General features: G+C 46.4%; 10 protein-coding genes. 5 read left to right on the top strand and 5 right to left on the bottom strand.

Annotated elements, in window-relative coordinates; genetic code table 11:
• Positions 1-27: 27 nt before the first annotated feature.
• On the bottom strand, positions 28-1,404 hold the full coding sequence (locus J4N37_RS10040) for an MATE family efflux transporter (RefSeq protein ID WP_252040796.1): 1,377 nt from the start codon (positions 1,402-1,404) through the stop codon (positions 28-30).
• 94 nt (positions 1,405-1,498) lie between these two features.
• On the opposite strand from J4N37_RS10040, the gene J4N37_RS10045 reads away from it, so the two are divergent.
• The gene (locus J4N37_RS10045; protein ID WP_252040797.1) at positions 1,499-2,959 is read left to right on the top strand and encodes a DUF2867 domain-containing protein; all 1,461 of its coding nucleotides are present in this window, start codon (positions 1,499-1,501) and stop codon (positions 2,957-2,959) included.
• On the opposite strand, the gene J4N37_RS10050 is transcribed toward J4N37_RS10045, so the two are convergent.
• Positions 2,956-4,017, bottom strand: a complete 1,062-nt coding sequence (locus J4N37_RS10050; RefSeq protein WP_252040799.1) for a LacI family DNA-binding transcriptional regulator — start codon at positions 4,015-4,017, stop codon at positions 2,956-2,958. The genes J4N37_RS10045 and J4N37_RS10050 overlap by 4 nt on opposite strands.
• Positions 4,018-4,249: 232 nt before the next feature.
• Between J4N37_RS10050 and J4N37_RS10055 the strand changes: the two genes are divergently transcribed.
• Complete coding sequence (locus tag J4N37_RS10055; protein ID WP_252040801.1) at positions 4,250-6,352, top strand: alpha-galactosidase; 2,103 nt, start codon at positions 4,250-4,252, stop codon at positions 6,350-6,352.
• Between the two features lie 133 nt (positions 6,353-6,485).
• Positions 6,486-8,207 (top strand): solute:sodium symporter family transporter, encoded by a 1,722-nt coding sequence (locus J4N37_RS10060; RefSeq protein WP_005438848.1) that lies wholly within the window; start codon positions 6,486-6,488, stop codon positions 8,205-8,207.
• A gap of 67 nt (positions 8,208-8,274) precedes the next feature.
• On the opposite strand, the gene J4N37_RS10065 is transcribed toward J4N37_RS10060, so the two are convergent.
• The 3 genes from J4N37_RS10065 to rsuA all read right to left on the bottom strand — a co-directional run bounded on the left by J4N37_RS10065 (position 8,275) and on the right by rsuA (position 11,308).
• Positions 8,275-8,937: a DUF2913 family protein gene (locus J4N37_RS10065; RefSeq protein ID WP_171053654.1), complete on the bottom strand. Its 663-nt coding sequence runs from the start codon at positions 8,935-8,937 to the stop codon at positions 8,275-8,277.
• Entirely contained in the window at positions 8,937-10,139 is a 1,203-nt protein-coding gene (locus J4N37_RS10070) for a Bcr/CflA family multidrug efflux MFS transporter (RefSeq protein WP_005442264.1), read from the bottom strand. Before J4N37_RS10070 ends, J4N37_RS10065 begins: the two co-directional genes overlap by 1 nt.
• A 467-nt stretch (positions 10,140-10,606) precedes the next feature.
• Positions 10,607-11,308, bottom strand: coding sequence for a 16S rRNA pseudouridine(516) synthase RsuA (gene rsuA, locus J4N37_RS10075; protein WP_252040803.1), 702 nt, complete (start codon positions 11,306-11,308; stop codon positions 10,607-10,609).
• Between the two features lie 74 nt (positions 11,309-11,382).
• Here rsuA and radD point away from each other — a divergent pair, with 74 nt between their 5' ends.
• Complete coding sequence (gene radD, locus J4N37_RS10080) at positions 11,383-13,134, top strand: DNA repair helicase RadD (RefSeq protein ID WP_138942085.1); 1,752 nt, start codon at positions 11,383-11,385, stop codon at positions 13,132-13,134.
• 77 nt (positions 13,135-13,211) lie between these two features.
• Positions 13,212-13,640 carry a PepSY domain-containing protein gene (locus tag J4N37_RS10085; RefSeq protein ID WP_038886169.1) on the top strand — a complete coding sequence of 143 codons (429 nt, stop codon included), beginning with the start codon at positions 13,212-13,214 and terminating at the stop codon, positions 13,638-13,640.
• The last annotated feature ends 9 nt before the right edge of the window (positions 13,641-13,649 follow it).

Genomic DNA, 13,649 nt, shown 5'->3' on the forward strand with positions numbered 1-13,649 from the left:
AAATACAACCAATTAGTCACCTAAGCATCATGATTCGATCAAATTTTTCATCCATTTTTTACTGGCCATTCGCATAAGCGATCCAACCCACTTGACGACTTCTTCAGTTAGGAAAAACAAATACACCCATTGAGGCTCCAATCCCAATTTAATCGCAGCAAACGCAGCTAAAGGAATACTAATCAGCCATTGAGCTACAAGATCTTGGTAAAGGCAAAACTTAACATCTCCACCAGCTCGCAATACACCAACAATAGCCATCATAGGGATCGAACGAAGTATTACACCAAATGCTAGGATTAACATAAATTGCTCAGCTAACTTCCTTGTTTCAATAGTTAAAGCACTGAACGCGTCCAATATAAGGTTATTAGTAATCAGAAGCGTGATAGCAACGACAATAGCAATCAATAAGTTAAGAGCTATAGTTGCCCATGCCTGATAGTAAACAGGTTCGAAGTTCTTTGCTCCCAACTGATTCCCGACAAGTACTGCTGCCGCATTAGACATGCCTATCATCATCGCCAACGCTATTGATTCAACGGGTGTCATCACCGAAAGTGCGGCCAAGCCCTGAACACCAGCTTGTCCCATAATGGCATGATAAGCAAAAAGTCCACCGGCCCACGCTAGGAAATTAAACGTCGTAGGTAGAGAGAGCTTAAGAAAGCGTATTATCTTGTCGACCACCAAAATAGCGGCAAGATCACTTAAACCAAATGCAATCGTGTGTTTCTTGCGCCACAAGTAGCCAAACAAAAACGCCACTTCGATTGCACCGCTGATAACCGTAGCAATAGCAGCGCCTTTTATGCCGAGCGCTGGCATACCTAAATGACCAAAGATCAACACCCAGTTCAGGAAAATATTTGAAGCGATGCCAATACCACTAAAGAAGGTACTGGTGCCAGGTTGATGCATAGCACGTAAACCGACAGCCATACTTGCAACACAGGCAACCGCAAACATACTAACCGACGTAATAACTAAGTACTCAGCTCCTAGACTTATTACCTCTCGGGAGTCAGTCGTTAAGCCCATAATAGCTTCGGGAAAAAAGACAAATAGCAAAACCGTAAAGGCAGCAAAAACCATGGAAATGAGCCAAGTTAAAGATGTACTTTGCCTTACCCCCTCTTTATTTCCCGCTCCCCAATACTGTGCGGTGAGCAACGCCCCACCAGTTGTAACACCCACAAGCATAATCGTAGTGACAAATGTGGCACGTGCCGCTACGCCGACAGCTGCAATCTCAGCTTCGCCCAGTTGCCCTAACATTAGAACATCGACCAAACCTCGACTCGAGAACATGATGCTCTGTAGTGTTATTGGTAACGCGATAGCGACTAGACGGCGTAAGAATGCTTTATCAGCATGAGCCATAACTTGAGATAAGAATGTCACGATAAACCACTCACAACTTATTGATAGAAAGGGAAAAGTATTCCATGATTATACCTGTAGGTGATTATTCCACCAGCAAATAAAAGGGCTTTCGATGAAAAAGATTTTGGTACTAGGCGCATCCGGTTATGTTGGCTCACAGCTTATCCCTTTGCTACTTGCTCAAGGACATCACGTCACTGCAGCAGCCCGCCATATTGACTACTTGAGCTCTAGAGTCGAAGCTCACCCAAACCTTGAATTGCTCTATCTTGATCTTGCCGACAGAGAGCTTACCTTGGAAGTGGTCAATGACTTTGATCTGACCTTTTTCCTCGTGCATGGTATGGCGCAAGGACATGACTTTGTTGAATATGAATTAAGCCTCGCTGAGAACTTCAAGCAAGCACTTGAGCAAAGTCGCATCCAGCACGTTATTTACTTGAGTGCGATTCAACCGCAAACTGGTAACTCTCAACACCTAGCAGCACGTAAAGCGACAGGTAAGATTATTCGCCAAGCAGGTGTGCCCGTTACAGAGCTTCGAGCGGGCGTAATTATTGGCCCAGGGTCTGCTGCGTTCGAGATCATGCGCGACTTCGTCTATAACCTGCCGATTCTGATTGCACCTAAATGGGTAGATTCCAAAGCCAATCCAATTGCCCTACCCAACCTGAATCACTATTTGCTTAAACTGGCAGAAACCAAACCAACAGAGAGTGAAATATATGAAGTTGGTGGTCCAGATACACTAAGTTATCGCGAACAATTTGAAGTCATTTGTAAGATCACCAAGAAGCCTTATCGACTTTGGTCAACACCACTACTGACACCTAAAATGGCATCGTATTGGTTGGCCATCGTGACATCGGTTCCTGCAAATATCGGTAAAGCGTTACTTGCAGGTTTAGAACACGACTACATTGCCGATACCAAAGCCATTCATCAGCGATTCCCACAGCAGCTGATTAGCTACGAACAGTCTGTTGAGGACACGATCGCAACGGAAGGCACTTTTGTACGCAGTAACGTCTGGGGCTTCGAACCTGCCGCACTCAAACGCTGGCAGCCGGGCTATGGGTACTATCCAAAACAAGCGGGAGCGAGCATCAAGACTAAAGCTTCTGCCGAATCACTTTGGAAGGTGGCACAAAAGATCGGGAGCCCTGAAAAAGGCTATTACTTTGCTAACATCCTTTGGCGCACCCGAGAATGGCTCGATATCTTCTTTGGTGGCGGAAAACCCATTCGTGTTTCCCCTCCCGGTCCAGAGCTCAAAGTGGGTGATTTCATTGATTCTTGGAAAGTCATTCGCTGCGAAGAGAACCAGTTCCTCTCGCTATTTTTTGGCATGAAAGGGCCAGGGCTTGGTCGTTTGGAAATCACCATTAAAGATGATGGTGAGGAGCGTGAATTCGATATCACTGCATGGTGGCATCCCCAAGGCTTTCCGGGCTTACTCTACTGGTTTGCGATGATGCCTGCTCACCTGTTTATCTTCAAAGGCATGGTTAAAGCCATAGCGAAAGAAGCAGAGGCGCTGGAAAGCCAAAGCAAAGTCCAACCTGACGGTTAAGGCAATAATCGGCGGATATTTTCTAGATGAGCCAGTATTTCTTGCTTGTCATAAAGCGTGTCCGCCTTTGCTGATGTGCTTTGTCGTTCAACCAAGCTGACAGGCAAAACTTCTGACCTAACGCCTTGCCCTTTCTCCATCTGGCTCAGTACAAGTTTGACCGCCCTTCGTCCAAGTTCATTGAAATCTTGCTTAACCGTTGTCAGAGGGGGTGAGAAAAACTGGCTGTCTTGAATGCCATCGAACCCAACAACAGACACGGTTTTAGGGACATTAATTCCCGCTTCCAACAGCGCGCATAACACGCCAAGCGCCATCTGATCATTCGCCACCAATATAGCATCAAAAGGTACACCTTTTAACACGGCATCTTTAATGGCGTTGTATCCACTAACTGCTTGCCAATCTCCCTCATAGTATGCCGCTTGCACCAATTCATGTTGCTGAATCTGTGATTGCCACTCTTGGTAACGAATCTGAGAAGCAGTGGATGCCTTGGGTCCGGAAATACACACAAAAGACTCGCGCTTGTGTTCGATCAAGTGAGAGATCGCCAAATTTGCCCCAGATTTATGATCACAACTGAGAGAATTAACGGGCGTCCCCTCGGGTACATCAATAAAAACCAGCGTGAGCTGACTGAACTGCTCCACTAGGGTCTCTGCCATCTCTCTGGTTACCGGAGCGTTGATAATAATGGCATCAACTTGTTGGGCAATAAGCTCTCGGATTGCAACTCGGAATTCCTCAATGGAGTTGTCACCTAACACTGCTAGCGCCGTCGCGTAATCCATCTCATGCGCTTGGTTGCGAACACCATTAGCAATAAGAGCCACACCGTGCAGTGAGATATCCAAAGAGACAATACCGATGATCCGCGACTTCGCTCGGCTCAACATTTGTGCCCCTTTGTTCGGCACGTATCCAAGCTTTTTGATTGCGTCGTTAACTCGCTTTCGTGTTTCTTCTGCTACGTTATCCGCGCCGTTGGTTACGCGCGATACGGTTTGCGTCGAGACACCTGCTAACCGTGCAACATCTTTAAACGTAACTGCCACTGCGTTCTCCTATTCTGATTTGCTGTTCACTCTACCAAATTTATTCGAATGTTCTCGTGAACAATGTCGTAAAAAACATGAAAAAATGTTCCCGAAAACAGCAGATCTAGCACACAAAACTGCGTTCTAAAACCTGTTCAAAGTCACATTTAAACGGCTATTCAATCGAAATAAAACCAAACAAGCGCATGATTATTTGCAGACTAAATGTTTGCGAAAACAGAGAAACAACATGCAAAAAATTGTTCACTTAAAATCCAAGAATCACAGCATGATCATTAAAGTGGATCGTGTTCCTGAAATCCTTCATTGGGGCGCAAAAATCGCTCAGATCGATCCCGATTTAATGCTCTCAACCGAGCGCCCTATATCTCAGGCTCGCCTTGATGTCGACGTACCCTTATCACTCTGCCCTGAGTTGGGCAGCGGTCACTTTAATGCGCCTGGGATTGAGGGACATCGCAATGGTGAAGACTGGGCTCCCGTGTTCACAACCACATCCATAGAGCACGATGACAACAGCGCGACATTTACTCTGCAGGATGACATTGCCGGTCTTGAATTATTGATTGAGCTACAACTGGACTTTCACAGTGATGTGGTACAAAAACGCATCACCGTAACAAACACAACTGCCGGTGAGTATTGCTTGGGTAAGCTCTCCTCTACTCTGCCACTTCCTAACCATGCAAACGAGCTGATGACGTTCCACGGGCGTTGGTGTCATGAGTTTCAGACTCAGCGTCTGAGCTTTGAGCATGGTGGCTTTATGCAAGAAAACCGCCGCGGTCGCACCTCTCACGAAAACTTCCCAGGTTTGTTCGCGGGCACCAATGGCTTTAGTGAGCAATTGGGGCAAGTTTGGGGCTTTCACCTTGGTTGGAGTGGTAACCATCAACTGCGTGCCGATGTTCGTAGTGACGGTCGCCGTTTTGTTCAAGCAGGTGAACTACTACTGTCTGGTGAAAAGCGCTTACAAAGCGGCGAAACCTACCAATCACCATGGCTTTACGCGACATACAGTAACTCGGGTTTGAATGGAATATCAGAGCGATTCCACGAGTTCGTTCGTGCCAATATTATTCAATTTCCAAACAACAAGCCTCGTCCTGTTCATTTAAACACGTGGGAAGGCATCTACTTCGATCATAAACCTGAATACATCATGCAGATGGCGACCGAAGCCGCCGAGATGGGTGTCGAGCGCTTCATCATTGATGATGGTTGGTTCATAGGTCGTGATGGCGAACGCGCTGCACTCGGTGACTGGTACTTGGATGAAACAAAGTACCCAAATGGTCTTGAGCCTGTCATCAAGCACGTAAACAACAAAGGCATGGAGTTTGGTCTTTGGGTTGAGCCAGAGATGGTCAGCCAAGACTCAAATCTATATCGCCAACACCCAGATTGGGTATTGAGTCTGCAAGGCTACCACCAGCCCTCCGGTCGCTGGCAATACGTCTTGGATTTGCAAAACCAAGATTGCTTCAACTACCTGTTTGAACGTTTGAATGACTTACTGACTCGTTACAACATCGGCTACCTGAAATGGGACATGAACCGTGAATTGGTTCAACCGGGGCATCAAGGTAAACCTGCTGTACATGGTCAAACGAAAGCGCTTTACCGCTTGCTGGACGAGCTTCAAGCAACACACCCTGCGGTTGAAATTGAGTCTTGCTCTTCGGGTGGTGGTCGCATTGATTTTGAAATCCTTAAACGAACTCACCGTTTCTGGGCTTCTGATTGTAACGATGCGCTGGAACGTCAAGCGATTCAGCGTGGTATGAGCTACTTCTTCCCACCTGAAGTCATGGGCGCTCACATTGGTCCTGCAGAGTGTCACTCAACCAATCGTCGTCATGCGATCAACATGCGTGGCGTCACGGCGTTAAGCGGCCACATGGGTGTGGAGCTCGATCCAGTAAAAGAAAGCGCGGAAGAAAAACAAGCGTTTGCTCATTACATTCAACTGCACAAACAGTATCGCGATTTGCTTCATTCTGGACGTACTTTCCGCATCGATCCTGCCGATCAAAACCAGAACATCTATGGCGTTGAGAACGGGCAAGAAATGCTGATTACGGTGTGTCAGTTGGCAATGCCAAATCATGCGCTGCCATCTCCACTTCGCGTTAGCTGTGCGGATGAAAACGCCCGTTACGAAGTCAAGATTGTTGAAATGCCAAAAACCAGCTTCCAGTTGATGAAGCAACGTCCGCAATGGCTAGACAAAGCCCTGACGTTAAGTGGCGATAACTTAAAGGAAATTGGGGTGACGCTTCCGATTCTCGACCCTGAATCGGCACTGATTGTACACCTTAAGAAAATTTAAACCTCTATCTGTGCCCTCTAGCGACCGGGTTTCAACTTCGCGTTGTTCCTGATAAAACACTCCTATACGCGCTAGAGGGACACCCTACAACTAACAAGCAAAACTTAATTGCTTAACTTGTTAAGGAAACAAAATGTCTATTACAGTATTACTTTCGTTCTTGCTGTTTACAGGCTTTGTTGTGGTGTTCACTTACAGCAAAGTTAAAAACGATAAAAACACCTCTCAAGACGGTTTCTTCCTTGGTGGACGAAGCTTAACAGGTGGGCTGATTGCCAGCTCCTTGATTCTTACCAACCTGAGTGCTACTAGCTTTGTTGGCATGAGTGCACAATCCTACACCCACAACATGAGTGTGATGGGTTGGGAAGTGGCATCTGGCGTTACACTGGTTATCATTGCGCTGCTGCTTGTTCCTCGCTACCTCAAGCAAGGCATCACCACTATTCCAGACTTCTTAGAAAGCCGTTACGACATGTCGGTGAAGAAGTTCGTTACCCTGTTGTTCTTGTGCCAATACGTCATCAACATTCTACCTACCACTCTTTACGCTGGCGCAGTGGTACTGGGTGAAATCTTTGATGTACAAGGTTTACTGGGCATTTCTGAGTTCAGCTCTATCGCCCTTATTTCTGCCACTATTGGTTTGTTGGGGTTCTTCTACGCGATTTACGGCGGTCTAAAAGCCGTGGTAATTGCAGACACAATCAACGGCGTAGGCTTGATCACCGGCGGTTTGATGATCCCTGTATTTGGTCTGATGGCATTAGGCGGCGGTAACTTTATGGAAGGTTTAGACGTATTGCTGACTGCCGCCCCAGAAAAGCTGCAATCCGTAGGTAAAGAAACCGATCCACTGCCGTTCTCTACTCTGTTCACAGGTCTATTGTTGGTGAACTTGTACTACTGGGGTACTGACCAATCAATTATCCAACGTGCACTTGGCGCGAAAAACCTGAAAGAAGGTCAGAAAGGCGTGATTCTGGCGGGTGCGATTAAAGTTATCTCTCCACTTTTCCTAATCATTCCCGGAATCATTGCGTTCCATATGTTTGGCGCAGATGCGGGCAACCCAGATACGATGTACACACGCTTGGTGAACGAAGTGTTGCCTAAGCCGCTTGTTGGTTTCTTCGTCGCGGTCATGTTCGGCGCAATCCTAAGTACCTTTAACGGTGTATTGAACAGCTCAACCACCTTGTTTGCTTTGAACGTTTACAAGCCACTATTTGGCAAAGACAAATCGGATGAAGAGTTAGTCGGGAAAGGTCGTATCTTCGGCGTTATAATTGCGATCATTTCGGTCTGTATTGCCCCTTTCATCATGTACGCACCAGAAGGCTTGTTCCAATACCTACAAATGGTTGCGGGCTTCTTTAGTGTGCCTATCTTCACTATCGTGTTTGTGGGCTACATTTCAAAACGTGTTCCTGCTATTGCCGCTAAAGTTGCTTTGGTCGTGTTTGTTAGCTCCTACGCTGCGATGCAATTGGTCTTTGGTACACCAATCCACTTCCTACACCAATTGGCGATTCTATTCGTCGTGTGTACTGCTCTGATGTTTGCGATTGGTCACTTCATGCCGCGTGATACTGACTACGTAATGCCAGTGAATGAGAATATCGATGTGACACCGTGGTCATTCCGCTTCGAAGCATCAGCGGTCATCATCTACATGGTATTGGGCGCTTACGTAATGTTCTCAGACTTCGGTTTTGTCTCAAGCGATCCGACCATCATGCAAGTGTACGGCTTCTGTGGTCTGGTGTTGATGTTCGGTGTGGTTTCTAACTACTTCATCAAACGCAGAAAGCACAAAGAAGTATCAAAGCTTAATGATATGTACATGCCTTAAGTCGACATAGATCGCACACATAAAAATCGGAGCACTGGCTCCGATTTTTTATGATGCGATAGACGAATTAGTCAGCTTTAAATGACAGAGGAATCTCTGCCAATTGATTACCTTCATTCGCAGGGAAGATTAGGTATTCGCCGTGGTATTTCACCATCGATTTGTAATCGGTCACCTTATGAACCATGTAGCCTGCTTGCGATGCTTTCTCAACAAACTCCGCATGGTTACCACGAACAAACCAACTCATCGGTTTTACCAATAGTTCACCATCAAAACAGCTTTCACATTGGTCTGCGCACAATGCTAATGAGTTTTGCCCTTCAGTAAAGATTTGTACTTTACCGCAACCAACTAGTTGTTCAGACGTAGACACTTCCCAACCAGCCTGTTCCATAAGATCCAAGAACGCTTCAATGTCAGAATCTTTGATCACTTTAGGTTCTTCACCTTCTGGAAAAAACTGCCCGTAAAATGCAGAGATGCGTTTGAATATAAACATTAATCCAGCATCATTGCCCTTCGAACGACCTGCTTTTTGCCAACGAGTAAGGTCATCACCCACAGTGCGACCAAAACGTTGTGATTTCAGCGCCTTGGTTACCCAACGAACTAAGTAATGGTTGTTCGCTACTGGCGCATTGGCCAATTTACCTGAGCGGTGCTCTTGGTCTAAATCTGCCAAAGCAGCGTTAACTAAGTTTTGAATTTCTTTGGTGTAATTAGACATTACGCCTTTCTTCCTAAAGTCCAATAAAACAGTGCAGACAGCACTGAACAAGCAAACATAACGATGATCATCGGCCACGACACGCCACCCGGCATTGCAGCAACGAGTGCACCAATCAATGAGCCCGTACCGAAGCGCAGTGTACCCGCAAGCGAAGATGCCGTACCCGCCATTGTTGGGTAGCCGCTAAGTAGCAACGCCATCGAGTTACTACCAATCGTAGACAAAGTACCGATAAACAGCACAACGAATGGCACGATTCCCCATAAACCGAGATCAAGCATCCAGCCCACAAACAGACCAATACCCGCAATTAACTGAATCGTTAAACCAAAACGAAGCATGGCGTGTGAACCAACTTTCTTCACCAAGCGGCCGTTCAGGCTGGTCATGATGATCATCGCGATGATGTTCAAACCAAATAGATAACCGAATTGGTCCGGTCGAACACCATATAAATCAATATAAACAAACGAACCCGCTGTCAGGAATGCAAACATACCCGAGAACGAAAACGCACCTGAAAGCATTAAACCTAATGCCTCAGGGTTAGAACATAGGCGCGCATAGTTGCGAATCGTCGTTCTGAATCTTAGCGGCTGACGATTTTCTGGTTTCAGTGTCTCTGGGATCATCCATAGAACCAGCAAAATCACCACAACAGCAAAAATAGCAAGCACCCAGAAGATCGAGCGCCAACCGAACCAGATAGCAAGGTGACCACCAATCATCGGCGCTACCAAAGGCGCAATCGTGATCACCAAGGTGACGAATGACATTGCACGCGCGAAATCTTCACGGTCAAACATATCGCGCACAACCGCTTGGATAATCACAGCCGCGGCAGCGCCGGCGAAACCTTGCGCTGTACGCACATAGGTAAGCGCATCGATACCGTTAGTGGTTGCACTGACTACTGCTGCCAAACCAAAAAAGAGCACACCTAAAATGAGTACAGGTCGGCGACCATAGCTATCCGCTAACGGACCATGAATCAACTGACCTATCGCAAAGCCTGCCGTATAAGCCGTTAACGTAATTTGTACCGCACCTGGGGTTACACCAAGATCTTTCGCGATGGTTGGCATAGCTGGCAGGTACATATCGATAGCAAGTGGCGTCAACGCACCAATTGCACCGAGTACAAGGAATAATAAAAAACTGATTTGTGACTGGGGAGCACTTTGGGCTTTTTCTGTCATTGCCTTACCTCTTGTTGTGTCCTCCCATCAACATTCCACATTGATTGAGATAGATGATTGACGCTTCTCTCACCCTGAATCCGTAACAGTCACGAATTACAGCGCATAGTCTCCTTACTATTGAGAAGATCATAAAAGACGAAAGTATACCAAGATGGTCTTGACTAACTCGACGCTAAAACCTGCATGATCAGTATGCAGAACGACAAAGTAACCGAGCTAAAACGAAGAGGCGGTGACGTGAACACCGTCTGTACTTATCGTCAGTAAGAACCAACAAGAGAAAAGGATTTCTCAGACTAAATACAGTTCTGCCTGCGTTTACGAGCGGCGAATAAGCGTCTTACTCAGACACTAAGACTGATTTGGTAGGAAACACCATTCTGAGTAATTTCTCATCAAAAGACTAGTTCCTATCAGGAATTAAACAATTTCCCAGAACAGTGATTATTTCCAACCAGATTGAGTTATTTCACAACTGATTCAACTTCTTCTTCTGTTAAGAAGCGGTAATCACCCGGCTCAAGTGCGTCATCCAGCACAATGGAACCAATACGCTCACGGTGAAGATGTTCAACTTTGTTACCAAGCGCAGCAAACATACGTTTCACTTGGTGGTATTTGCCTTCCACAATAGTTAGCAACACTTCGTTTTCGGCTTCGTCAACGATCTCAAGATGTGCTGGCAGTGTTGGCTCACGTTCGTTGCGTAGCTCAATACCCTCAGCAAACTTCTCAACGTAATCAGGTTGAATCGCATCCACTAGCCATACTCGGTACGTCTTCTCACATTTGTGTTTTGGTGACGTAATACGGTGAGACCATTGACCATCGTCAGTGATCAACACAAGACCGGTGGTATCGACATCCAAACGACCAGCAAAGTGCAAGTTTTCTACCTTTGGCTCATCCAGTAGAACAAACGCCGTTGGGTTGTGCCCATCTTCATGCGAACATACAAAGTCCGCAGGCTTGTACAACATGATGTAACGAGGACCAGGAGCACCTACTTCGCGCCCTTCCCATTCAACCACACCACCTTCTGGTACTTTGAACGCACCACTCTTTTGTACTTCACCATCAACCGTTATTTCGCCACTTTTGATGATCTTCGTTGCCTGCTTGCGAGTCGCACCCAGTCCATCACACAAATATTTATCTAAACGCATGAATACCTCTAATGTTTAAGGTCGGGTATTATAGCGATCCTAATTCGAATAGTTGAGCAATTTCACAGATTTTCATGTACACCCTTCGACCATACCAAGCCGACTCTGTAAAAGCGGTGATTCACTATTTTCGTAAACACTCCACACCAGCGGTCATTGTGCTGCCTACAGGTGCGGGCAAGAGCTTGGTCATTGCAGAGTTAGCAAGGCTTGCCAAGGGCCGCGTGTTGGTACTTGCTCACGTAAAAGAGCTGGTGGAACAGAACCATGCAAAGTACGAAGGGTATGGTCTAAAAGGATCGATATTCTCAGCAGGGCTTGGGAGAAAAGAAACCGATCAACAAGTGGTGTTTGCCTCGGTTCAATCCGTGGTGCGCAACCTAGATTCTTTCAAGAACCAGTTTTCTTTACTGGTCATTGATGAATGCCATCGCGTGCCAGACGAAAAAACCAGTAGCTATCAAAAAGTGATCACTCATCTAAGAGAGCTTAACCCTGGCATTAAAGTTTTGGGATTAACCGCTACCCCATACCGCTTAGGCATGGGCTGGATTTACCAGTACCACACCCGTGGACAGGTTCGAACTGAAGAGTCACGCTTTTTCCGTGACTGCATCTTCGAGCTCCCTATTCGTTACTTACTGGATGAAAACTTCTTAACACCTGCTCGTATGATGGACGCCCCCGTCTTATCTTATGACTTCTCGCAGCTCAAACCGGCTAACACAGGTCGATACAAAGAAGCCGAAATGGACATGGTGATCGACAAAGCTAAACGTGCGACACCACAGATCGTTGAACAAATCATTCAATACGCCAAAGAACGTAAAGGCGTGATGGTGTTTGCTGCCACGGTTCGCCATGCACAAGAAATCCACGGTCTGTTGCCAGAAGGCGAAACCGCGATTGTGATTGGTGATACGCCAACACCCGAACGCGATGCCATTATTCAATCGTTCAAGAACCGTGAAATTAAGTACTTGGTCAACGTGTCCGTTCTGACCACGGGCTTCGATGCACCACATGTGGATTTAATCGCGATTCTTCGCCCTACCGAATCCGTCAGTCTATATCAACAGATTGTCGGGCGTGGTTTGCGCCTGTCGGAGGGCAAATCGGAATGTTTAGTACTGGATTACGCTGGTAACAGCTACGATTTATACCAACCTGAAGTCGGTGATCCGAAGCCTGACTCCACCAGCGAGATCATCACCATCCCTTGCCCTGCTTGCGGCTTTAATAACAACTTCTGGGGTAAGTTAGACAGCAACGGCTTTTTGCTGGAACACTTTGGTCGCCGCTGCCAAGGGTATTTTGAAGACGATGAAACAGGAGAGCGCGAGCATTGCGGTTACCGTTTTAGAGCCAAATACTGCGGTGAGTGCGGTGCTGATAACGATATTGCAGCGCGTATTTGCCATGAGTGTGATGCCACTCTTGTTGACCCAGACAAAAAGCTCAAAGAAGCATTGAACCTAAAAGACGCGCTGATCTTTGAATGTACAGAAATGGATTTGACGGTGTTTAAATCCAGTGATGGCAAATCACAATTGAAAGTGACGTATTCTGGTGAAACCTATCAAGGCGAAGGCAATGCACTGGTGCATGAGTTCTGGACACTGAATACCAAAAAGCAGAAGCAAAATTTCAAAGACCAGTTTGTTCGGCCCCACCTCGCCGACAAACATCGTCCGTTTGAAGAAGCATCGCCAACTAAAGTGGTGGCCAACCAGCATCGTTTCCGTCTACCGCAATTTGTTATTGCCCGTAAGTCAGGCCGTTTCTGGAAGCTGCGCGACAAGATCTTTGACGACGAATTAAGATAAGCGAATGCTCACTAATTCACTTTCTGTTCATGTACAGCACGATATAATCGTCGTAACTCATTGAAAAAGGCTTTGCCATGTCTATCTCCTTCACTCCGCGCAAACTTTCCGTGCTGCTAGCTATATTTCCGCTTTTATTGTCTGCACCAAGCTTTGCTGATCACCACGATCACAAAGACCATCATGATGACAAAGATGGTCACGCTATCGTTCGTGACGTCGAAAAACCGGGGACACGAATTGAGTTCGATGAAGATCAGGATGAAGTCTACCGCGCCGTTCAGAAAGGCTATATCCGCCCGTTCTCTGATATGTACGCAGCAGTGGAGAATGATTTATATGGGCGTATTATTAAAGTTGAACTTGAAGAAGACGATGACGAATGGGTTTACGAACTTAAGATCTTGTTCAATGACAGTGTGATAAAGGTGGAATACGATGCCGCTACACTAGAAATGCTCGAGATAAAAGGACGTAACTTCAATAAAGCTCTTAAGCCGCAGTAATCGATATCC

The organism is Vibrio sp. SCSIO 43153, from assembly GCF_023716625.1.
Taxonomy (GTDB): domain Bacteria; phylum Pseudomonadota; class Gammaproteobacteria; order Enterobacterales; family Vibrionaceae; genus Vibrio; species Vibrio rotiferianus.